This is a genomic window from Patescibacteria group bacterium, assembly GCA_020148045.1.
Lineage (GTDB): Bacteria > Patescibacteriota > Minisyncoccia > Minisyncoccales > GWA2-38-27 > JAHCRG01.
Genome location: JAHCRG010000016.1, coordinates 41,715 through 65,144, shown reverse-complemented (window position 1 = coordinate 65,144; position 23,430 = coordinate 41,715). Strand labels below are relative to the sequence as shown.

The window sequence follows — 23,430 nt, the reverse complement described above, 5'->3', positions numbered from 1 at the left end:
GGCAAGTAGGTGGAGCGCTGCCTGGTCCTGTCCAACTGAGAGCATAAAAAGCTATTGCAAAGCAGATAACCAAGATAGCAAAGATTAGAGAAACTATTTTGGGTGAAATTTGTTTCTTCATGGTTTTCAATTATTAAGATTCAAGCTCAATAAATTAAAATTATGGAGATTGGACCTTCATAATTTGGTTGTTGATTAAATTAATAAAGTTTATTTAACTCTTCCAATTGTTTCTGAATCTCTTCCCTGGGCAGGGGCGAAATTTCTTCTCTCTGCTTGTCAAGTTCTTCTAGCTGACTTACTATCTTTGCTCTTTCCAATTTTTTAACCAAATCTTCTTCCATTTCTGCTTCAGGCAGAGAAAAACGGGAAAAATAATAAACAACGCCAATGCAAATAATGACAGCTGCTGCAATAACTATTAAGTATAAAATAGATTTTTTATCTAACCCTTTACCTTTCACCAAAGATGAAGGATCTAATTTTTTTATCGTCATATTAGAGTGGGCGACGTTTCACGTCGCAAGTTAAATTAGAAAGGCGTAACCTCTTTCCAGGTAGGGAGAGCGAATCCCACGATTACTTCTTTCCAGCACATTCCTGTAACTACTGGACCAACACCGCTATCAGTTACTTGAAGTCGTACAGTATAGTTCCCCGTCTCAGGATAAGTATAAGTAGTGTCTCCCTTAGTCCAATCACTCGGGTCAAATGAGCCATCATAATCAAAATCCCATTCATATGTAATCTCATCTCCTCCAGTATCGCAATCATATTCGCTGTCATCAGATAAATAACATTTTGACTCATCTATGAAAGTAACCTCCTCTCCAGTTCTGGGATTTATCGGGTTTGGAGTAAAATCAACATTGGGAGAAGCACGGTTAGGCATAGTAAAAGATTCGGAGTCTGAGAAATCTGACAAATTACCATTGCTGTCTTTTACCCTTACTTTCCAATGGTAAGTAGTGCCCCAGTCAAGCTTGGAGAACCAGTCTCCTCCTGGGTCTGGAGGATCGTCATCAGCAGCAAGGTCTACAGTATAGGATGGAGCAAAACCAGGATCTACCACATGGTTGAATTTTGGACTACTAAAATCAGAACTTTCATCTACCCAGACCTCATATCCTGCCTGGGGATCGCCATCTGGATCAAAATAGGACCAATTTAAAATTAGGCAGGTGCGAAGAGCTACCTGGGGCATTCCTCCGCAACACCCCCAGCTTTCGTTCAGGTTTGTGGGTTTATCGGGTGATTGATTTAAAGTACTCTTTACTTTGTAATTTGAATCTCCACAGACACTATAATGTTCTCCTGCTGGAGCAGCTTCTATTGTATAAGTAACTTTAAGTATGGGTTTATTTCCTGCTGAATTTGCAGAGTAAAATTCAATATATTCATCCCCATAAGGTGCATCTTCATCTACATCCCTACCGCTTCTCAACTGATATTTTGTATCACCTGTTTTATTTACCCAAGAGTTGTCTAAAGAAGGAGAATCATAATAAACTCCTGTCGACATTCCACTTGTATTTCTCCAATCTCCATCATAAACAGCTCCACCAGCATCGTAACTAGTTTCTCTATTACCTGAAGTTATCGGCTCTGCCCAATTGAATTTATATATTTCTATATCAAAATTAGTATCTGATTTATCCTGACTTGCCTTTAAACTTAATTTTACATCGGTAATAGTAGCACCATCAGGAATGCTTGAAGTATCAAAATCAAGATAACCTCTATTAATACCAAACTCTTCATCTTCACCCTCGTCCCAAGAACAACCAGGTTGAGAATTACAATCAGATTCACTACCAAAACTATCACAAGGATCTGGTGCCCCAAAACAACCTGGCCAAGAACAACCAAATTGAGCTTCACAAGCCCATTTAAGGCCAGATGCCCAATCGTCATCATAGCTATCACAATCGGTTGCTGTCCCACTACAACCATCCCAAGAACAGCCATCCTGACCTGTACAAGACCATTCACCACCATAGTTATCACAAGAATCTGGTGTTCCATCACAATAATCACCATACCCTGATTCTATCCATTCACAACCATCCTGGCCTGTACAACTTCCCCAACTCCAAAAATCTTCACAATCGGTTGCTGTTCCAGTACAACCATCCCAATAACAGCCATCGTGACCTAAACAACCACCATAATTGTTATCCCAACTATCGCAAGTAGCTGCTGTCCCTTCACAAGCGACCCAAATACAACCAGATGTAAGTTCACAATGAATTCGATCCGCCCAACCCAACCCACAATCATATGCTGTCCCAGTACATTCTCCGACTCCAGCTTCAATATATTCTTGTCCAACTCTAAGAGTAGAACCTGTTATATTAAAAGAATCAGAAGTTGAGTGTGCTGTTGAATAGCTTGAAGAGTATGCCGAAATAAATCCATCCGATGCTTCTCCTGTGATGGAGGGGAAATGTTCTTCTACATAACCTCCGTCTTTACAGTTAAAACTAATCCAGCCGATTACCGCCTCTTCGGAACTATCGTTGCCAGCCCAAGCCCAGCCCTCAAATTCATTAGTATCAGAATCAAAAGAAACTCCATAGGGATCACCGTTCTGATCAATTCCTCTTAATTTTATCCAGCCGTCCCAACCGCCAAGGGTTTGCCCTTCCGGCTCTATTGCTCGATATGCTCTTGCCCAACCACAAACCTGTCCAACTGCACCACAAGTTGTTCCATCAGAATCAAACCGGGCTTCACAAGGCGCACTTGGACAACCAGCAAGATCTCCAGAATTAAAACTAATCCAGCCAATCCTTTCTGACCAAGCATAGCCGGAAAAAACACCTGTAGAAAGGTTAATATCAACTCCGTAATCTGAATTATATCCAGCATCAGTACAGTGACTTTCTAAATTCCCGTCTCCATCATAATCGTTATAGCAATTAAAACTAATCCAGCCAATCCTTTCTGACCAAGCCCAGCCATAAACATTATCCCAGCTCCCGGCTTTTACTTCTTTTAGAACAATAAAGCCAACAAGTAAAATAATTGTAACTAAAAATACTAAAATTTTCTTTTTCATATTTATATAACGGGAACTGTTCCTGTTATTTTTCCTTAAAAAATAGAGTTGACCTTATTTTTTTAATTATTCTGATAATTCCTCTAAGACAAACTTGTAAACTTTCCCTGTCTTTGCATTCTCTAGATATAATCCATCTTCATCTTCAAACATTCTCCAGAGTATCTGATTAGTTTCCTGGTTCCTGAAAGTGATATCTCCTGTATCAAAGGCGGTTGCCTGAATCTTTCCTTCTACGTCAAGCTTATAACCAGCCGCCGGAGTTAGTGTCCCGATGCCGACGCTGCCCTGATCAACAGCTAAACCAACAGAGAATCCGCCGGTATTAAGAATTAAACCACCAACTTTAACTTGGGCGTTGGAGCTAACATTCAAAGGAGCAAAGACATTTTCTTCGGGAGGACCTTCTTCCGGCTCTGTCCAGGCAAAGACATAAAAACCTATCGCAAAACAGATAACTAAAATAGCAAAGATTAAAGCAACTAATTTTGGAGAGATTTTTTTATTCATATTTTAATAATTATTGAGGTTGGACCTCAATAATATTAGTTATGGAGATCCCGCCTCGATAATTTAGTTATTTTTTTATGTTGAAAGGTTGGTATATTTATTCAGAAGTTCCAAATTGTCTTAAAATCTCCTCTGGAATTTCCTTTCCTTCCACATTGGGAGCTTCGAATTGTTTTAAAGTTTCTTTTGGGATTTCTCTTCCTTCCACATTAGGAGCTCCGAATTGCTTCAGAATCTCTTCGGTAATTCTTTCCTCTTTAATCGGCTCCCTCCCTTCTTCCATTTCCAGTATTTGAGAAAGATAATAGAAAAAGCCAACAAAAACAAGGATAGTTATTACAAAAATTATAAAGTATAAAAGAGATTTTTTATCTATTTTCTCAGGTATCATACTACTACATTACTTTACCATTTTTAAAAATAATAATAAAGGGGTTTTCCACAATGTCAAAAATCAAGGTTTCTTTGGGAAATAGTAGTTTGAATGGTTACTTTTGGCTGAAGTTTCGAGCCCTTCCCTTGTATTTCCATAAAGGTTGTTACTCTTGGCTGAAGATTATCTTCGTCTGATTCGCCAGAAATTCCAAAACTAAGAGAAGTTACATTAAAATCATCTGAGGTTAGAGGAATTTTACCTCCTGAATCAAATTCTACTTTTAGCTGACCGCCTTCCAATAAAAACTCTTGACATTGGCTTTTATAATTTACAAATTTTATTCCTGAGGCATCACTCTGATAATTTAATCCTGAGCTTATACAACCTACACCCTCATCTTTGACTGCCATTCTTATTGCCCGGCTCATATATTCCATGGCATAGCTGGTCTGGTCCAAAAGTTGTTGATAAGCTAAATTATATCTTTGTATTTGAAGAGCTGAGACAAAAACCCCGATAACAGTTCCGATAACTATAGAAAAGATAAGCACAGTAACCATCATCTCTACTAAGGTAAAACCCCTATTCATTTTAACATTTAAACATTTCCTCATTTTAACATTCTAACATTTAAACATAATGTTTAGATGATTGTTATTCTGGATACCAATCATATAAATTTTCTTGAGCTTTAATCGGTCCATAAGTGTCACCTTTATATTCCCACCATACTTCAACAGAAACTTCCAAGGTATTGCCAACAGGTGTAATTGTAATTTTTCTTTTAAATTTCGTATCAACTCCAGAGGAATAGTTATAAAATCCACCCGCCCCAAGCTTAAGAAATCTAAGATTATTATCAGGATCACAAGGAGAAGAACAAACATACAAATTCTGATCATTCGTATAATCAGCTTCCCGATCTCCAGCTCCTAAACCATAATTCCAGGATTCTTCTTCCAGCCAGTTTGTATCCCTTATATTCCTGACAATTTCAATCCCCTCCTTGTCAAGGTAAATAGCAGTAAGCCGGGAAGCAGAACGATGAGTATAAGAAATTATTTGTTGGGTCACAGTATGAGCAGCCAATACTCCAATTGTAACAACGAAAATAGCAATCATAACTTCAAGAATAGTGAATCCTCTTTTCTTGAAACTTGAAACACGAATCAGTCGCTTCGCTCCTTGTAATTGCTTCGCAATTAAGTGAAACATGGAACCTGAAACCTGAAACTTTGAATAAAAATAAAGTTTTAAGTTATTATTCCACATAAATTAGGCCTGCTTTATTAACTATAATTTTTTTCTCAAATGAAGTACCTTCAACGACGAGAGTAATTACTGCCTCGGCGGCATCATCAGTATCAGTTCCAGATATTTTTACTTCAGGGTCAGGTGGCTTAAAATTTATGCTCATAGAGGCCGGGGAAACACTCTTTATTTCTACTCCTGTTTCCAGGGGAATAGTTTCTACTACTTTATCATTGCCAGAATCGTATTTTTCATTTCCAGCTGCTGGATTGACATCAGCATATAGTAAATAATCTAAATCATCTTTTTTCAGATAAATTCCATATCCTGGTGGAATTATTGACCCCGGCCCTCCACAGATTGAGGGAGGACACTCTTTTGCCGATATTGCCATCTCCTGAACTTTCCTTATATTCTGGGCTAATTTACTTGCTGAGCGTTGAAGAATAAGTTGCTGCTGAGTGGAGCGATAATTAGGAAAAGTTATTGCTGAAAAAATACCAATAATGCTTATTACTATCAGAAATTCAGTTAGAGAAAACCCCTTCTTCTTGAAACTTGAAGCACGAACCAGTCGCTTCGCTCCTTGTAATTGCTTCGCAATTAAGTGAAACGTGGAACAAGTCATTATGAGTTATAGGTTATAGGTTACAAAATTAAGATACCAATCAATAATTGTTGGACCCCAAAATAAAGCAATAAATGTGCCGGTTACCAGAAATGGTCCGAAGGGCACTTCGCTTTTTAAGGTCTTCCTTTTTGCTAAAATTAGTCCTACTCCTATTATAGCACCAATTAGAAAAGCAAAAAATAGGGCAATTAAGATATCGGGGAAGCCAAGAAAAAGACCAATAAAAAATGCTAACTTAACATCGCCGAGACCCATCCAGCGACCCCGGGATACAAGAACAATAAATAAAAAAAATAGAGCTGCGCCCAAGGCAGCGAAAATTGAATTATGAATTATGAATTGCGAATTAAGAATTAAATTATATAAAAAAGTAATTACGATTGCTGGGTAGATTATTTTATCGGGGATGATAAAATGTTTCAGGTCATAAACAAAAATTATTATTAAAAAACAGGAAGTAAGAATTAAGAATAAAGAATTAAGAATAGTTCTAAAATCAAAAAATTCATAATTCATAATTCCTAATTCATAATTCAATATCAAGATAAACAAAATTCCTGTAGCTAACTCCACTAATGGATACTGCCAGGATATTTTTTTCAGGCAATAACGGCATTTGCCTCGTAAAATAAAAAAGCTTAAAACCGGAATCAGGTCTTGCCAAGATAATATGTGTTTGCAATAGGGACAAAAAGACCTGCCCCTTGGAAAGGCAAGCCGGTAAATCACGCAATTCAAAAAACTACCTACAGCTAAACCAAAAATAAAAATAATCGGATAAAAAAAAATTCCCATAATAAGTTTTAGGGAGAGCAATTTTTACTAGTACCTGTACAATAATCTCCATCTATCTTGTCGGCAAACCCAGTAGAATCTATGCAGAAATAACCTCCACCAGCTGAAAGTAAAGATGATTGAACACAATAAGCAGTTCTTTCAGAATAACAAGTAGGGTTTTCACCAGTGAATTTATTAACATCATCTTCAATCATTTTCAGAGCCGGATAGCTATCATTAAGAGTGTTGTCCGCAGCACAGATAAATTCATAAGAATTTTCATCAGTATAAATCATTGCTGCCACTTTTCTTACTTGGCTCAAACCAGCTGCAATTGCTGTGTCCCTAGCCTTATCTTGATAATGGCCAATAGCAACCAAATTAATACTAATGAGTAATGCTATGATAGTAACCACTACTAATACTTCAATTAAAGTGAAGGATTTCATTAATTTATTGTAACAGAAATAAATTCAGATACCAATAATATAAGCTGTGAATAAACCAAAACCCGCTAACAACGGGTTTTGATTAAATAAATTTTATATCTTTACGGACAAACAGTTGCGCCAGCAGTTACCCCACCAGTTACTTCTTTAGACATTCCAGCAGAATCAACACACCAATCGTTTGCAGTGGTTGAACATAAGCCAGCCCAAGCCGCATATGCTGTAGCACTTGTGCCAACTTGATAGAGACTGTCGTTACTGCAATCTGGAGGAAGTAAAGTGCCTGGCACACTATAGGCTACGTATGTGTCATTATCAATGAAATACATTTCTGCATCAGCTCTTACTTGAGATAATTCACTCTTTATTTCAGCGTCATAAGCCCTGGATCTAGCAGTAGTTAAAGAAACCAAAACGATTGAGGCAAGAATTCCAATAATAGCAATTACCACTAATAATTCAATCAGAGTAAATCCTCTATATTTTTTAGTCATTTTAATTTTAATTTTTTACTTTGCTAATTATTAAACCTTCGACCTTTTAGGTTTTTTAGTTACCGTTATTTAAATTGTAGCACATCTATATCAAACAGGGGTGTGGAAAACTCCAAAACTTAAAACATATTATTTAAAAGTTTCAGGTTTTAGGTTTTTAATGGAACTTAATTTCCAAATTTTTATTCTGATTTTTCATTAAGAACTCTATTTATTTTCCTAAATCTCCGTCTATAAACTAACAATCCTCCTACCGCAAAACAAGCTAAAATTACTACAGCCAGAGCCTCTTTTTGATTACCTTTTGAAATCACTTTAATAATATCGCTACCCTGAAACAATCTTCCGTCAATCAGCTCACCGGTAATTACTATTTCTACTTCTTCTCCTATTTCAAGAATAGCCTGAACAGCTGATTGATCAAATTTGACCATTAGATCAGGTATACCATTCCCATCGTAATCACTAATCTCAGTTGGCTTTGTTTCAATCGGAATTTGGCCGTTTAACTTAATGCTTTCTAAATTAATATCATTGACATCATAATCTACTGGCAACTCAATATAAACTGTTAGCCATTTTCCTTTGCTCTTTAGATTTAAGGTATCGGGATCAAGATCAACACGAGCAAGTAAAATTCCTGGCTCTATAGTAACATCGTGAGTACCACTAATTGGATGTTCTAGTTCTGTAGCGGGTTGGATATTTTCTGAAATAATAGTTGAGGTGTAAATATCAGTAGCAGGGTCAATATAGCGAGCATAAACATCATAACCATCAGTAGTATCTTCTATTTCTTGAGCAATTTCTGGGTTTTCCTCTAAGAATTTTTGATTATCATAAGAGGAAACTACAAAATGACAGCCAGTTATATCTTCAGGAATAAATATCCACTCTGGTGCATCCTGATTATCGCCAGATACCATCGCCCCAGATATCTGAATTTCATATTCTCCAGTCTCATAATTCATTCCAATATGCTTACCATCCTCACAATAAAGATGAAGGTCAAGATCGGGAAAAACAGATTGTAGTAATGGAGCAGAAAGACCTTTCGGTTGTGGATTTATAATATTAGTATTGGTATTGGACTCCTCTATTTCTCTACTAAAAGATATTTTTGGTAGGGCAAAACAAATAATAAATATAATAAAAACAACTAAAGTAATTAGCCATACTATTCTAAAAATTGTTTTTATTGTCCCCCTTCCTCTTTCTAATTTCCATCTTGAAATAATTACTTTATCTATAAATAGCAATGAAAGGCTTAATGGGATAAAAAGAATTAATAACCCGAAAGAAAAATTTACTACCCCCCATTCTAGTGCTTTTATATCCTCTACAATAGTGGAAGTTTCTATTCCAGGGGTTCCTATAATATATTCAAAAATATCCGCTAGGGTACGCATCTCAAAAAAGTATAGATAAAGCAAAATAATAAAGACAACTATACAAATAATCCAGAATATTCTTAAGAGAATTTGTGTTATTCTTTTTCGGGATTCTGATTTCAAACGAGGAATAACTTTTATTTTTAATAAAATCAATAAAAGATTTAATAAAACAAAGGAAGCCAATATTACTGAAATTTCCTCAATTATCTGTTTCCTTGCCACATCAGGATGTGGTAGTTCTATTAGTGCCCCATGTTCCCTAAAAGCTTTTCGGTATTCAAGTTCGAATCTAAATGGATAATGATGAAAAGGAAGATATTGAATAATCTTTTGATAAAATTGAGAAGATGGTTCTAAAATAACACCACGAAATCTATCTTCAAAGAAATCATAATCTACTTTTTCTATTTTTGATTTGATTCTATATATCTCGGCTGTTTGTTCATCTGAAAGGGCGGTAATGTAGACGAGATTTCTCATGTCTAAATGTGAATCTCCATCAGGGGTTAAAATACTATCAAAAAATGGAATATCAATCGTTCGATACTGATTATTCATTACACCATCTGGGGCATAGCCATATTCTGGATAATTTCTGGTATCAACTTTATAAAGAACAAGTGCTTTTTCTTCTGGTAAAGAAGAGTCCCAAGTTTCTAAGTTTCTGTTTCGTCCTTCTAAAATATAATATTTTGGCGAAAGATCATCTGTATCATCGCTTAAATTATATCTAAAAACACCATCTCCGGACTTACTTGTTTCTAAAGAATTTATCCAGTATTCACCATAAGCAGATTTGGGATGAATATCATAATTTAACCATTGGAGAAATTCTTTTGTATAAGAGCTCATATACGGCGGGTTCTTTCCATCATCATTCCGAGAGCCCATAGCCATAACATCCCATTTCCCCACGTTTCCCATTTTATAAAGGTCGGGTGTTATTGTGTTTTGGGGTGTTATTAATGCTCCAATAATATGTCCAATTTCGTGAGCCCAAGCTCCAACAAAATCATCTTCAGCAACTATAATTTTATAAGGAGGATATTCTAATGGTTGAGATATAAGCCCCCAAGTCATGGTAATCAGTTTTTTGCCTATATCTTCTTTTGTTCTAGCAGCTTCCCCTGAATGAATAACAATAATTATATCCTTATCAGATAAATCAACGCCTTTATCCGTTGCTAAATCTATAGCTTCGGCAACAAATTCATGTTCTTTGCCCAAATAATCTTGTTCATTTTTATCTGTTTTAAACCAATTACCATTATCATCAAAAATCTCAAAATCTAAATCGATTGTTTCAAAAGAATTTTCTTTGTTATAATCGGCAACGCAATAAACTAAGTCTTGGTAATACTCTTTACTACGACCATTTGGATAAGTTTTCTCAGGAAGAAGTTTACAGGGTTGAGCGGAAGTCGATGAAGAATCATGACTAATATTATTCGGTTCAGCTAAAATCACAGCAACATTGTAACTTGGAACCGGAGGCACCCCCCATCCACTCTCCTCCATAAACGGATATCTATCTTCTCCACCAAGGAAAGTATAAAGACTATCACCCATTCCATCGCCTCCGGGCTCGTCTTGATTTGGACCCGAGTATAAATCTACTCCAATATAATCTGACCAGTAATTCCCTCCAGATGGGTAGCCATCGTCAAAAAGGTTATTAACACCCCGATGATCAATAATAGCTTGATGGTGCCAATTATTTATAAAATTATTGTGATAGATACTGTTGTCCGAGGAATTACCCAGGTAGATGCCAACTCCGTTATTCGATAATATGTTGTTGTTAATCTGACTGTTTGAAATGCGCCACCATAAGTAGATGCCATAATAATGGTTATCAGAAGCTGTGTTATTAGTTAAGGTATTGTTCCGTGCACCTCTAAGCAACCATATCCCATAATTATTTGAGCTTACTAAGTTACCGGTTAATGTATTATTATAAGAAGCTGAATCTACTACTAATCCATGATTATTATTAGCAACTTTATTGTTTGTGAGAGTATTGTTGCAAGAGTTGTACAAAAATATTCCATAGTCATCATTGGAGTTTACGGTATTATTGGTTAAGGTATTATCATTAGTATATTCATGAGAAGAATCTTCCCACAAGAATATTCCATGTTTTTTATTTAAGTTAGCCGTATTGTCAATTAAGATGTTATCACCTGAGCGCATCAAACATATTCCGCTATAAATATTTGAACTGGCAATATTATTGGTTAATTTGTTATTTGGGGAATAATCAAGTCTTATGCCATACCTTGCATTTGATATATCGTTTTTATCAATCTCAATATTCAAAGAGGAGTATAAAAAAATGCCATAAGAGAAATTGGTAAGATTACAATTTTTAATGGTAACGCCTTTTCTATTGTTCAAATAAACTCCGTACCCTGTGCTGGAACCAGTTATACTATGACCATTACAATCCAAACTAATATTGTCAGCAGTTATTTCTACGCTCTCACTCAAATCAGAAGTTAATATAGTATCTGTATTAATAAATATTGTTCCTCTTCCTTCTTGAATCCAGATGTGATGGGATTTGGTTAAATCTTGGGTCCAGCTATAACTTCCATTTTCAGACGAAATAAAAACAGCTTCGTTTTTGTAGCTGTCTTGATATTTATAATAGGTTTTGTTTGGTTCTAACCCCTCGATAGTTAAGAGAGTGGAAGAAGCAGAAAAGGTAGCTTCAATCTCCAGACTTATCATTCTTGGAATTGACTCTAAAACTACTTTTATTTCCTCGTTGCTTTTTAGAACAAGGTTAAGGTATTCGCTATCTTCAATTTTAAAATAGATACCACTTCCCTCTATTCTTCCTGGCATTAATGGTTCTAATTCTGGTAGCTCCTCATTAGCCAACACAGACACTGTTATCAATAGTGCTACTACACTCACCAAAATAACTGTTATTGGTTTAGTCCTCATGAATTTTTCCTTTGGGAGTAATTTCCATAGTCATACTTCTTAAAACTTATAACCTGAAATTTTATGTCACAGTTTCACGATGATTTGAAATAGGTTTCAAGTTATAAGTTTCAAGATTCTATACGACTCCAATTGAGTAAAGGGGCATTAAAACTGCTCCCATTAAACCAGCTACCACTCCTCCCAAAAGTATAATAAAGATTGGTTCAAGAAGTTTTATAAAACCATCTAAGGCCCGGTCTACGTCCCTCTGATAAAACTCTACCACATTCATTAAAGAAGAATCTAAAGTACCTGTTTTTTCTCCCACCATTACCATTTGATAAAAAAGAGGGAAGATAAGGTTGGGATATCTCTCCAAAACTGAGCTTATTGGTTCTCCTCTTTTAACTTCGTCCCTGGTTTTAAGAATAACTTCTTTATAAAGGTTATTACCCACTACCTCGCCAGTAATTTCTAAGGCCTGAGCTATAGGAAGACCTCCAGAAATTAAAGTAGAAAGATTTAAAGCGCAACGAGCAAGATAAAGTTTTTTTAAGAAACCACCTAATAAAGGTAATTTTAGTAAGTTTCTATCAAAAAACTTTTTTCCCGCTTTACTTCTTACAAATCGGACAAGAGCAACTATTAAGCCAAGAAAAATTAAAGCTGCGATTATGCCTTGCGTTTTCAAGAAATCTGAAATTGCCATTACTACCCGGGTAACTAAAGGAAGCTCTTGCTCGGTTTCTTTTAAAACCTCGGCTAGTTGAGGAATAACATAAACCATTATTATTGTGACCACCGCTAAAAAAACAAATAAAATAAAAAAAGGATAGACCAGTGCCCCTTTTACTTTTCCGTGAAAAGAATGCTCTCTTTCCAAATAATCAGCTAAATACATAAAAACATCGCTCAGTTTACCAGAGGCCTCACCGGACTTCACCATATTAATATAAAAAGGAGAAAAAAGTTTTGGATAAATATTGAGGGCCCCAGAAAGAGGTGTTCCTCCTTCCACTTTCCCGGCTATTTTTAAAATTTTCTCCCTGAGGGTAGATTTTCTTGTCTGCTTAGCAATGGTCTGGAGGGTCTCAACTACCGGCACCTTGGATTTGAACATAATTGATATTTGCCGAGAGAAAAGGACAATGTCTTTTTTGGTAACTCTCTCGAAAATTTTCAATTTTCTAGCATAAATAGGAACAGCTGTTATTTCTTCTAAAGCAGTTACGTAAAGCCCGTGAGTTTTTAAAACATTAAAAGCAGCCTCTCGGTTAGAAGCTTCCACAACCCCTGACTGAATTTCTCCTGTTTCATCTCTCGCTTGATAGTTAAATTTCATATTATCTCCTAACGAGGCCTCTCAATTCAGCTGGATTTAAGGAATAATTTTGGGCAGTATCTAAGGCAATTTCCTTTGCCCTGACTAAATTAGCCAAATACCTATTTAAAGAAACCATTCCTATTTCAGCTGAGGTTTCAATAACTAAAGGCATTTCATGAATTTTATTTTCCCGTATTAAATTGGCTATAGCCGGCGTATTCATCATTATTTCACAGGCAGGTATTAATCCTCCTTTAATTCTAGGCACTAATCTTTGAGAAACTACTCCAAGCAAAGACCCTGAAAGTTGAGCTCGAATTTGGCCCTGTTGGGCACCGGGAAAGGTATCAACAATTCGATGAATACTTTGAGAAGCTGAATTAGTATGCAAGGTAGCTAAAACTAAGTGGCCTGTCTCAGCTGCAGTAATAGCAGTAGAGATAGTCACAGGGTCCCTCATTTCCCCTACCATAATTACGTCCGGGTCCTGACGAAAAGTAGATTTTAATGCCTTGGCAAAACTTAAAGTATCTCGGCCCAGCTCCCTCTGGTCAATAATTGACCTGTCATCCTCAAAAACATATTCAATGGGATCCTCAACCGTAATTATATGAACAGCCCTGGTATGATTTACCTCGTCAACCAAAGCAGCTAAAGTAGTAGATTTTCCCTGGCTGGAAGGACCGGTAACCAAAACAAACCCCTGAGAAGGTCTAATAAACTCATGTAAAATCGGGGGAAGATTTAATTCTTCAACGGTGGGAATTTTAGCCGGGATTAAACGAAGAGCAGAAGAAATATCTCCTCTCTGATAAAAAATATTAATCCTAAATCTGGCTTTTCCTTCAAAATTGTAAGAAAAATCAATCTCTTTGTTTTTAAGAAATCTTTCTTGCTGTTTTTCGGTCATTAATTCAAAAGCAAGTCCCTTAGAATCTTCTGGGGAAACTTTTTTCCTTCTAACTAAAAAGACTAATCTGCCGCCTATTCGTAAAACCGGGGGATGACCAACTGAAATATGTAAATCCGACGCCTTCTGGGTAAGGGTCGCACTAAGAAGTTCTTTTAATAAAGATGAGTAGTTCATAGAAATTTACTTAAGTATCTTTTTAATCTCTTCCACTACTTCGCTTGGGCTGTAGTGGGCTTTTACTAAATATCTTACTGCTCCAAGTTTTAATCCTTTTTCTATCTCTTCTTTCTCGCCAAGATTAGAAAGAATAATTACTTTTAAACTGTTTAATTTATTATCTTTTTTAATTTCTCTAAGAATTTCCCAACCATTAAAACTGGGCAAAACAACATCTAAAAGTAAGAGGTCAGGAGATTTCTTTTTCATTTTTTTTAAACACTCGTTTCCATCAGTAGCTACCTCTACAGAAAATCCAGCCTCTTTGAGTTTGGTAGTATAAATCTCTACCAAGAATGGGTCGTCTTCAACTAATAAAATTTGTTTCACAAATTTGATTTACGCAAGATTTTTAACACGATTAACGCAGATTATTTTATCTTGTGTTAATCTTGCCTTTAATCTTGCGTTGATCATTACTTCTCTTCGGCCACTCTCAGCACTTCCTCAATAGATGTAGTACCTTCCAAAACTTTTAATATTCCATCCTGTTTCATTGTTATCATTCCTTGATTTTTAGCTTCTTCTTGAATTTTAGCTTCAGAGGGCTCTTTTAAAATTACTTCTCCGAGCCGGTCAGTCATTTCCAAAATTTCAAAAATTCCAATTCGCCCGGAATAACCTACATTATTACACCTTTTACAACCCACTGGCTCATGAACATAAAGGGTTTTGGTCGGCCCAACGCTCTTTTTAATAGTTGACGGAAACTTTTCTATTTCTTCCAAAAGTAATTTTCTTGCTTCTTCATTTGCTTTCACCTTTCTTTTACAATGAGGACAAAGCTTTCTTACTAACCTTTGAGCAAGAGCCAAACTCAAAGTAGGGGGGATTAAAAATGCCTGTATCCCCATATCAACCAATCTTGGGATTACTCCAAGAGTATTTGACGTATGTAAGGTAGAAAGCAGGATATGCCCGGTTAAAGCTGCATGGATAGCTAAAGAGGCAGTTTCTTCATCTCTAATCTCTCCTACCATTAAAATATCAGGGTCCTGTCTTAAAGTATAGCGAAGACCGTTAGCAAAACTATAGCCAATTTCCGGTTTTACCTGAGATTGGTTAACTCCTTCCATAAAATATTCTACCGGGTCTTCCAGAGTCATTATATTTACCTCTTCTTTATTAAAAAGTCCTAAAACAGCATAAAGGGTAGTGGTTTTACCTGAACCTGTCGGGCCGGTAGCTAAAATCATCCCATAAGGTTTTTTCAATGCTTTTTCTATTACTTTAAGATTTCTTCCAGTTATCCCCAGTTCTTTAAATTCCACTTTCCTTTGACCAGGGTCTAAAATTCTTATTGCTACTTTTTCTCCCAAGGTAGTTGGAAAAGTAGAAACCCGAAAATCAATACCTCTATCCTCAATTTTAGTAGAAAATCGGCCATCTTGGGGAACTCGGGTCTCATCTATTTTTAGATTAGAAAGGATTTTAACCCTGGCTACTACGGCAGGAAGAATTCTAAGGGGTAAAAAAATACTGGCATGTAATACGCCGTCTAATCGGAATCTGACTCGTAATTTTTCCCTGCCCGGCTCAATATGAATATCAGAAGCATTTCCATCAACAGCGTGTCTTAATATAACTGCCACCACTTTTGAAATCGGGGCTTCCTCTACCATTCTTTCAACCTCAGCTATTCCAACCTTTTTAACCTTCTCTACTTTGAGTTCGGTCTCTAATTCTTCCAAAGCCCTGGTTACTTCTTTCCTTAGGGTCCGGTATTTCTTTAAAAGTTCGTTAAAATTCGTTAAGGTAATTAAGAAAATCCGGTAGCTAAATTTGTTTTGGCGAGCTAAAAACTCCAAGGCCTCTCGAGCTTTCAAATCCTCAGGATAAACCATTCCTATCTCCAAACGACTGTCTTCTTTGGTTAAAGGTATCATCCGGTAATATTTGGCTGATTCCTCAGGGATTGTTTCTAAAACTTTCAAGAGAACCTCTCTAGGAGAAACTATCTTTAGAGGTATTTTTAGGCTTTCGCTTTTTAAACCAAATAGAAAATCCTCAGAAACTATTCTTTTTTCTAAGATTACCTCCTCTTCTCTTCGTCCGGAAGTCTTGATTTCGTATTCCAGGGCAGTAGCCTTTGACTTTTCCAATGCCCCTTTTTTAACTAATTGCTGAACTAATGTCATGAAACTTAAAACTTAAAACTTAAAACTTATTTTATTTTGAAAACATTCTTATCAATCAATAATGTTTCAAGTTTCAAGTTTCAAGTTTCAATACGGTAAGAATGGATTCTCTCGTCCCTTTTCACCTACAAAGGGAGAAATCTCTACAAAAGGTTGAAGTTCTTTCAAGAACGGATTTTCTAAAACTTCAAAATTTATTTTTATTTCTCTAAGAGGAATGACCGAAACTGGAGGAGCGATAGGCTCTTCCTTTTTAAAATATCCTGACCACAAAACAATACTAATAGCTACAAGCATTATCCCAAAACCTATAATTAAATACCTTTGTTTTTTTCTTTCTTTAATAAATTTAACAGCCATAGTTTTTTATTTTTACTCGGGGGTTTCTGCTTCTTCTTTCTCCGCCTTTGGTTGATAAGCATGGGTTTCCAATGCCAAATTAAAAGTAAACAGGCCTTCTTCTTCTTCGGGAAAAGAAAAACTAATAGAATTTACTTCAATTAATCTAGTGTTTCTATAAACAACAGAGAGGAAATTTTTTAAAGCAGGATAAGAGCCCGTGACCGAAATAGAGAAAGGCATTTTTTGAATTCTCTCCCCAGGAGTCCCTGGGGTCTCTGGGGTTTCTGGGGTCTCTGAAGAAAAAAGTTCGCCTAAATCAGTATCTTTTAAAATTAAACCATTTTCCGAGCTTATCTTCTGAAAAAAAATAAAGAGGGCAGCTATTGAGGGCTCGGTGGGAAGAGCGAAATCAATTTCGGCAAGCTCATCACTATACTCTGACAGTCTATCAGAAAAAACTTCTAATTTTGAAAGATATTCCTGTTTTTGTCTTATCTCTGTATCTTTTCCTTCAACCTCTAATTTCTTATCTCCAAACTCCTGATATTTAGGCCACCCCAAAAAATATCCTCCTACAATCAAAAGGATTAAAATGCTAACAATAATAATAACAGGAATAGGTCGCTGCATTATCTAAATATTTGGGGGGCAAAAGCAAGTAGGAAGGTGAAATTAACTTTTCCTTCCTCGCTTATTGAAACCCCAGATATATTTAAATTTTTTACGAGGAGGTCTTGTTTTAAAACGAGGATTTGTTGCTCAAGGGTCACAAAATTATCTGTGTGGCCGGAAACGGTTACCTCTCCATTTTCAGAAGTGAGACTGAAATCAGAAAACCAAACAGTAGGAAGGCAGATTTTTTCTAAAAAATTAAAAATATTTGATGGGATTTTATGTTTTTGGAGCAATTCACCAAAATCATCTATTTTTTCCCCAACAGGACTAAGTTCTTCCTCTTTCTTCTTTATGGCTTCTTCCAAAGGAGTAAGTATCGGCTCTTTTTCTTGAATCTCCTGAGACATTTTTCTTATGGATATTTCTAAATAAAAATAGCTGCCCAAAAAACCTATAAGCAAAATTATAGTAAAAACTCCAAGAATAATTATCCAAAGAGGTAGTTTAATTTTTCCTCTGGGAGCAATTTTTATAGCCATGTTCTTATTCCAGCCCCTTTAATGTTAAACCAACACTAATAGCATAACTCGGTCCTATTTCTTTTAGAGTATTGGTAAGAACTACTGGGCAAGCAATGTTAAAAAAGGGATCGGCAATATCTAATTCTTTTTTTAACTCTGTAGAAAAGTACTCTTTTAAACCAGGCATTGAAGTTAACCCTCCGGCCAAAATAATCTTCCCTACTTCTTTTCCTTCATCGCGATAAAAATTCCGAAAAGCTTTCTTAATCTCTTCTAAAATTGAATCAATTAAAGGAAGTAAAATTTTTCTAATATTTCTTTGGGATTCCTCAAGCCCATTCTTAAAAAGCAATCCATGCTTTCTTTTCATCTCCTCAGCTTCATTATAATCAATATTTAAAGATTTGGCTATAATCTCTGTCAATTCATTCCCAGCAACATTAAAGCTATAGCTTGTTTTTAAAATTCCTTGTTCAAGAACACTACAGGTAGTACTCCGAGCTCCAATGTCTATCAAACCTATTGCTTTTTTTTCTTTTTCATTTTTTTTAGTTAAAGCTCTAACTAAAGCAAACACCTCTGATTCTAAAATCCTTAATTTTAAATTCGCAAAGTGGGCAATCTGCTGATATTGATTAATAATATCATTGGGAATAGCTGCTACCAAAACCTTAAGAGGAGTTTTAGAAACCTCTCCTTCAGTTATTGACCAATCTAAAGTGACATCGGGAAGCGGAAGAGGAATATACGGCCTAACTTCGTATTTAACTGCCTGGGGAATCTCGTCTTTACCCATCACAGGAAGTTTAAAACCAGTAAAAAAACTACAAAAATCAGGGATGGAAAAACTAACTTCTTTGGTCTGGATTCCCGTTTCTTTACAGACAGCCTGAATAGCTTTGGCTACTTCTCTATTAGAAAGTGAAAGAGTGTTTTTTTGAAAAACCCTAAAGCGTCTCTTTTTAAAAGATGAAGTTTTTATTTCTCCGTAGTTCTCAAGTCTGCGACTCTTGCCTTGGCGTCCCATCTCAACAATTTTTATTGATGAGGTTCCGATATCTATCCCTAAGAATTTTTTAGGTCGGAGTTTAAAAAAACCGCGTATATCTTGAAACATTACTTAATCATATCATATTAAAACGAAAAGGACTATGTGGAAAAACCAGCTCATTTAAACATTTTAGCATTTAAACATCCAAACATTTTGTTAAAATGTTAATATGTTAATATGAATCTATCCTCAACTAAAGAGTTTATTCTTGACCTTCTTTTTCCGAAATTTTGTATCAGCTGCGGTAAAGAAGGAAGTTATCTCTGCCAAGATTGTTTTTCTTTAATTGATATTTTAGAAAGACAATACTGTCCTTTTTGCCCCCAGCCAAAAGTTGTTATTGATGGCAAAACCTGTAATTTTTGCAAGAGGTCAAAAAGTTTAAATGGTCTTTACTGTGCTGCTTCTTACAATAATTTCATTGTCAAAAAACTGATAAACCAATTCAAATATGAACCCTATATTAAAGAACTATCAAAACCATTATCTTCTTCAATTATAGCTCATTTTATTAATCTAAACAAAGTAACTACATTTAATGATTTTATTCTCATCCCCATTCCCCTTCATAAAAAGAAATTAAAAAAACGGGGATTTAACCAGGCAAGCGAAATCGCCAAAGAACTTTCAAAGGTTTTGAAGATTCCATTTTTTGATGATATCTTAATAAAAATAAAACAGACCCCAGCCCAAGTGGAATTAAAAAAAGAAGAAAGAGAAGAAAATATCAAAGGAGTATTTTTATGTCAAAAACCAGAATTAGTAATGGGTAAAAAAATTTTTCTAATCGATGACATTTTCACCACCGGCTCAACAATGGAACAATGCGCCCGCCTCCTTCAGGAGGCGGGCGCCAAAGAAGTCTGGGGCATAGTCGTCGCCAGGGGGTAACAAAAAAACCGGCGAAGCCGGTTTTTTGTTCTTGGCGGGGCCTCGTGGACGACGTTCAAACCTATTTATCCGAAAAATAACTTTCCTTCTTAAAAATCTGAATTTGTTTAATATGTCCGGGGAAAATTTTTTCTGGTAGATTATCCAAATCAAACCATTTCCATTCGTAACATCTTTCGGGCTCATTTAATATAGGTTCTTTATCTTCCATATCTTTGGCTAAGAACCCTACTTGGAGGTAATGTTCGTCTTTACGTACATCGTTTATAAGTCCTGCGAATTTAAATTCACGTGCTTCTAACCCTACCTCCTCTTCCAGCTCCCGAGCAGCAGCTCCCCTCATACTTTCTCCGTATTCCAAATGACCACCTGGTAAACCCCAGGTCCCTGCACCGTATACATTTTTTCTTTTTCCTAATAATAACTTTTTGTTTCTTACAACAAAAACATTTATTCCTATATGAAATTTTTCATATTTCTCTGCCATAAAATATTTTAAAAAAAACCCGATCAGTATCTCTCTTGGACAACGTTCGAATCTAGACAAGGTCTATTGTTTTAGAAAATCATTAATACATTGAAATGCTTCATCTAAATCATTATACTCTTTCAATATTATGTTCTTATTTCCTTTCATCATAGAAGATATTTTCTTCCCGTCTTCTGGTTTCCTACAAAGACACAAAATTCTTTTCCCCCATTCTTCAACTTTTGCTATCTCATAACCAACACCAAGAGAAGGGGTTGAAATTTCTGCAACAAAAACATCTGCCTCCTTAAGCCAAGACAGATCCCTTTCATAAATTTCTTCTTCAGATATATCTTTCTCTCCTAAATCAGTTAAATTTTTCTCTCCAATATGTTCGGTCAAAACCTGTCCGTATTTTTTAAGATATTCAATTATTTTAAAATAGGTATTTTGATCTTCTCTTCCAGCACGAATTGATCCTGCAAAATATATTTTCATAAATTTTTTGATTCGTTAGAGATGAATCAGGGGTTGCATCTATCCAACTTCAGAAGTGGCAAACATGCAACATCTGCGGCGGGAGTAGGATTCGAACCTACGGTACCTTTCGGTACAACTGTTTTCAAGACAGCCCTGTTAAACCAGACTCCAGCATCCCGCCTTATGCGGAGAGGGAGGGATTCGAACCCTCGATAAGGCTATTACACCCTATAGAAGTTTAGCAAACTTCCCCTTTCAACCACTCAGGCACCTCTCCGTATCTTTATTTTATCAAATAAATCTGTCGGCGTCAATTGATTTTTGGGAAATTTTATGATAAATTAAAAAAGTAAATGCGCCTGTAGCTCAGTGGATAGAGCGCGAAGTTGCGGACTTCGAGGTCGTAGGTTCGATTCCTACTAGGCGCACAATGACTCTCTCTACTCCTATTGAAAATATTTCTGGGATTGGGCCTGTTTTTCAGAAGAAATTAAAGAAATTAGGCATTAAAACAGTTCAGGATTTGCTTTTTCATTTTCCTCGCCGCTACGAGGATTTTTCTAATTTAATTCCTATTTCAAAAGTAAAAATAAATGAAATTTGTACAGTTTATGGAAAAATTCTGGAAATTAAAACCGCCAAAACCTGGAAGAGAAAAATGTTTCTAACCCAGGCAATTATAGAAGACAAAACCGGAGCAATAAAAGTAACCTGGTTTAACCAGCCCTATTTAACCAGAGTTTTAAAAAAAGAAGATAATGTTTTTCTTTCAGGAAAAGCAATAATATCAAAAAACGGCGTGTATTTATCAAGCCCTATTTATGAAAAAGGAGATTTGTCATCTGATTTAACTCATACTGGCCGGCTCATTCCGGTTTATCCGGAAACAGCTGGCTTGTCTTCAAGATGGCTCAGGTTTATTCTAAAACCTTTATTAACCAATCTTGAAAATCAAATCAATGAAACCCTGCCTAAAGAAATAATAAAAGAATATAATCTTATGCCAGTTAAGAAAGCTCTTTGGGAGGTTCATTTCCCGAGCTCTGTAAAATTATCGCAAAAAGCCCAAGAGAGATTTTCTTTTGAAGAACTTTTCTATATCCAGCTCTTTGTTTTAAGAGAAAGAAACCGTCTTAATCAGGAAAAATCAGTTTCTCTTCCAATTAAATTAGAAACAATTCAGGATTTTGTTAAGTCATTGTCATTTAAACTAACTGACGCGCAGAAAAAATCTGCCTGGCAGATTTTAAAGGATTTGGAAAGGCCAATACCAATGAACCGTCTTCTTGAAGGAGACGTTGGTTCTGGAAAAACTGTTGTTGCTGCAATGGCTGCTTTAAATACTATTAAGCAAGGATATCAAGCTGCTTTTATGGCTCCCACTGAAATTTTAGCTAAGCAACACTTCCAGGAAGTAGCTAAGCTCCTTAAAGATTTTAAAGTAAATATTGGTTTATTAACCGGGAAACAAGACCAGTTTCGTTCAAAAAAATTAAAAAACGAGGTAATAGAGATTTCCCGAAAAAAATTATTAGAAAAAACAATAAATGGCGAACTGGATATTTTAATTGGCACTCACGCTTTAATCCAAGACAAGGTAAAATTCGGGAAATTGGGACTGGTTATTTTGGACGAGCAGCACCGTTTTGGAGTAGAGCAGCGAGCCCGCCTCTGCAAGCAGAACGGACAGGCTAAAATTTTGCCTCATCTTCTATCTATGACTGCCACTCCTATCCCCCGTACTCTTGCTTTAACTGTTTATGGCGACCTGGACCTTTCTTTAATTAATGAATTACCAAAAGGCAGAAAAAAAATAATTACCAAGGTAATTAACCCAAAAGAAAGAGAAAAAACCCATGAGTTTATCGAAAAAGAAGTTAAAAAAGGAAGACAGGTTTTTGTAATTTGTCCTCGCATCGAGGCTGGTAATAAGGAAGCAAATGAAACAGACGTTTTAGGTTGGTCAGAAGTAAAAGCAGTAAAAGAAGAATATGAAAAACTTTCAAAAGAAATCTTCCCCGATTTAAAAGTAGAAATGCTTCATGGAAAAATGGCAACCAAAGAAAAAGAAAATATAATGAAGGATTTCAAAAACAAAAAAACTGATATCTTGGTTTCAACTTCAGTAATTGAAGTAGGAATTGATGTCCCTAACGCTACGGTAATGATGATTGAGGGAGCAGAACGTTTTGGCTTAGCTCAACTTCATCAGTTTAGAGGAAGAGTTGGTAGAGCAGGTTATCAATCATATTGTTTGTTATTTACTGACTCGCCTGCCAAAAAAACTCACCAGCGCCTAAAAGCTTTAATTACTTCTGAAGATGGATTTGCTTTAGCTGAAAAGGACTTGGAAATCAGAGGGCCTGGTGACTTTAGCGGCACCAGACAATGGGGAATTCCTGATTTGATGATGAATTCTCTAAAAGATATATCTTTGGTTGAAAAAACCAGAGAATCAGCAAAACAAATTCTATTAGAAGACCCCCAATTAAAAAAATATCCTTTTCTGCAGGATAAATTATCAAGATTCCGCCAACGCATCCACTTAGAATAAACAGCGATATCAATATACGAATGATATACCAATGATACG

Annotated in this window: 23 protein-coding genes and 3 tRNA genes; 3 read left to right on the top strand and 23 right to left on the bottom strand. The window is 35.9% G+C overall.

Annotated features, from left to right (window positions below):
• Positions 1–200: 200 nt before the first annotated feature.
• From KJA13_03550 to pilM, 19 genes are all read right to left on the bottom strand, one after another.
• Positions 201–497 (bottom strand): hypothetical protein, encoded by a 297-nt coding sequence (locus KJA13_03550; protein MBZ9578075.1) that lies wholly within the window; start codon positions 495–497, stop codon positions 201–203.
• A gap of 35 nt (positions 498–532) precedes the next feature.
• Positions 533–3,061: a PKD domain-containing protein gene (locus tag KJA13_03545; GenBank protein ID MBZ9578074.1), complete on the bottom strand. Its 2,529-nt coding sequence runs from the start codon at positions 3,059–3,061 to the stop codon at positions 533–535.
• A gap of 66 nt (positions 3,062–3,127) precedes the next feature.
• Positions 3,128–3,571, bottom strand: coding sequence for a hypothetical protein (locus tag KJA13_03540; GenBank protein ID MBZ9578073.1), 444 nt, complete (start codon positions 3,569–3,571; stop codon positions 3,128–3,130).
• Between the two features lie 97 nt (positions 3,572–3,668).
• Entirely contained in the window at positions 3,669–3,962 is a 294-nt protein-coding gene (locus KJA13_03535; GenBank protein ID MBZ9578072.1) for a hypothetical protein, read from the bottom strand.
• Between the two features lie 56 nt (positions 3,963–4,018).
• Positions 4,019–4,561 carry a prepilin-type N-terminal cleavage/methylation domain-containing protein gene (locus KJA13_03530; GenBank protein ID MBZ9578071.1) on the bottom strand — a complete coding sequence of 181 codons (543 nt, stop codon included), beginning with the start codon at positions 4,559–4,561 and terminating at the stop codon, positions 4,019–4,021.
• A 40-nt stretch (positions 4,562–4,601) separates the two neighbouring features.
• The gene (locus KJA13_03525) at positions 4,602–5,162 is read right to left on the bottom strand and encodes a prepilin-type N-terminal cleavage/methylation domain-containing protein (GenBank protein MBZ9578070.1); all 561 of its coding nucleotides are present in this window, start codon (positions 5,160–5,162) and stop codon (positions 4,602–4,604) included.
• A gap of 46 nt (positions 5,163–5,208) precedes the next feature.
• Positions 5,209–5,826: a type II secretion system protein gene (locus KJA13_03520; GenBank protein ID MBZ9578069.1), complete on the bottom strand. Its 618-nt coding sequence runs from the start codon at positions 5,824–5,826 to the stop codon at positions 5,209–5,211.
• Between the two features lie 6 nt (positions 5,827–5,832).
• The gene (locus KJA13_03515; protein ID MBZ9578068.1) at positions 5,833–6,624 is read right to left on the bottom strand and encodes a prepilin peptidase; all 792 of its coding nucleotides are present in this window, start codon (positions 6,622–6,624) and stop codon (positions 5,833–5,835) included.
• 8 nt (positions 6,625–6,632) lie between these two features.
• Positions 6,633–7,055 carry a type II secretion system protein gene (locus KJA13_03510; protein ID MBZ9578067.1) on the bottom strand — a complete coding sequence of 141 codons (423 nt, stop codon included), beginning with the start codon at positions 7,053–7,055 and terminating at the stop codon, positions 6,633–6,635.
• A 101-nt stretch (positions 7,056–7,156) separates the two neighbouring features.
• Positions 7,157–7,549 (bottom strand): prepilin-type N-terminal cleavage/methylation domain-containing protein, encoded by a 393-nt coding sequence (locus KJA13_03505; protein MBZ9578066.1) that lies wholly within the window; start codon positions 7,547–7,549, stop codon positions 7,157–7,159.
• A 182-nt stretch (positions 7,550–7,731) separates the two neighbouring features.
• Complete coding sequence (locus KJA13_03500) at positions 7,732–11,895, bottom strand: right-handed parallel beta-helix repeat-containing protein (protein MBZ9578065.1); 4,164 nt, start codon at positions 11,893–11,895, stop codon at positions 7,732–7,734.
• Between the two features lie 118 nt (positions 11,896–12,013).
• The gene (locus KJA13_03495) at positions 12,014–13,219 is read right to left on the bottom strand and encodes a type II secretion system F family protein (protein ID MBZ9578064.1); all 1,206 of its coding nucleotides are present in this window, start codon (positions 13,217–13,219) and stop codon (positions 12,014–12,016) included.
• A gap of 1 nt (position 13,220) precedes the next feature.
• Positions 13,221–14,288 carry a type IV pilus twitching motility protein PilT gene (locus KJA13_03490; protein MBZ9578063.1) on the bottom strand — a complete coding sequence of 356 codons (1,068 nt, stop codon included), beginning with the start codon at positions 14,286–14,288 and terminating at the stop codon, positions 13,221–13,223.
• Positions 14,289–14,294: 6 nt separating this feature from the next.
• Positions 14,295–14,660 carry a response regulator gene (locus tag KJA13_03485; GenBank protein MBZ9578062.1) on the bottom strand — a complete coding sequence of 122 codons (366 nt, stop codon included), beginning with the start codon at positions 14,658–14,660 and terminating at the stop codon, positions 14,295–14,297.
• Positions 14,661–14,746: 86 nt separating this feature from the next.
• Positions 14,747–16,468 carry a type II/IV secretion system protein gene (locus tag KJA13_03480; protein ID MBZ9578061.1) on the bottom strand — a complete coding sequence of 574 codons (1,722 nt, stop codon included), beginning with the start codon at positions 16,466–16,468 and terminating at the stop codon, positions 14,747–14,749.
• An 87-nt stretch (positions 16,469–16,555) separates the two neighbouring features.
• Complete coding sequence (locus KJA13_03475) at positions 16,556–16,828, bottom strand: hypothetical protein (protein ID MBZ9578060.1); 273 nt, start codon at positions 16,826–16,828, stop codon at positions 16,556–16,558.
• 12 nt (positions 16,829–16,840) lie between these two features.
• Positions 16,841–17,440, bottom strand: a complete 600-nt coding sequence (gene pilO / locus KJA13_03470; protein MBZ9578059.1) for a type 4a pilus biogenesis protein PilO — start codon at positions 17,438–17,440, stop codon at positions 16,841–16,843.
• Positions 17,440–17,964 carry a hypothetical protein gene (locus tag KJA13_03465; protein MBZ9578058.1) on the bottom strand — a complete coding sequence of 175 codons (525 nt, stop codon included), beginning with the start codon at positions 17,962–17,964 and terminating at the stop codon, positions 17,440–17,442. Before KJA13_03465 ends, pilO begins: the two co-directional genes overlap by 1 nt.
• Before the next feature lie 4 nt (positions 17,965–17,968).
• Positions 17,969–19,063 carry a type IV pilus assembly protein PilM gene (gene pilM / locus KJA13_03460; protein MBZ9578057.1) on the bottom strand — a complete coding sequence of 365 codons (1,095 nt, stop codon included), beginning with the start codon at positions 19,061–19,063 and terminating at the stop codon, positions 17,969–17,971.
• 111 nt (positions 19,064–19,174) lie between these two features.
• Between pilM and KJA13_03455 the strand changes: the two genes are divergently transcribed.
• On the top strand, positions 19,175–19,888 hold the full coding sequence (locus KJA13_03455; protein MBZ9578056.1) for a ComF family protein: 714 nt from the start codon (positions 19,175–19,177) through the stop codon (positions 19,886–19,888).
• Between the two features lie 61 nt (positions 19,889–19,949).
• Here the strand turns inward: KJA13_03455 and KJA13_03450 are convergent, their stop codons facing one another.
• The 4 genes from KJA13_03450 to KJA13_03435 form a co-directional block, all read right to left on the bottom strand.
• Positions 19,950–20,375, bottom strand: a complete 426-nt coding sequence (locus KJA13_03450; protein ID MBZ9578055.1) for an NUDIX domain-containing protein — start codon at positions 20,373–20,375, stop codon at positions 19,950–19,952.
• Positions 20,376–20,438: 63 nt separating this feature from the next.
• Positions 20,439–20,855: a nucleoside 2-deoxyribosyltransferase gene (locus KJA13_03445; protein MBZ9578054.1), complete on the bottom strand. Its 417-nt coding sequence runs from the start codon at positions 20,853–20,855 to the stop codon at positions 20,439–20,441.
• A 76-nt stretch (positions 20,856–20,931) separates the two neighbouring features.
• Positions 20,932–21,018 (bottom strand) — tRNA-Ser (locus tag KJA13_03440).
• A 5-nt stretch (positions 21,019–21,023) separates the two neighbouring features.
• Positions 21,024–21,114, bottom strand: a tRNA-Ser gene (locus tag KJA13_03435).
• A 78-nt stretch (positions 21,115–21,192) separates the two neighbouring features.
• Here KJA13_03435 and KJA13_03430 point away from each other — a divergent pair.
• Both KJA13_03430 and recG read left to right on the top strand, forming a co-directional pair.
• Positions 21,193–21,265, top strand: a tRNA-Arg gene (locus KJA13_03430).
• Positions 21,266–21,267: 2 nt separating this feature from the next.
• Positions 21,268–23,391, top strand: a complete 2,124-nt coding sequence (recG, locus tag KJA13_03425; GenBank protein MBZ9578053.1) for an ATP-dependent DNA helicase RecG — start codon at positions 21,268–21,270, stop codon at positions 23,389–23,391.
• The last annotated feature ends 39 nt before the right edge of the window (positions 23,392–23,430 follow it).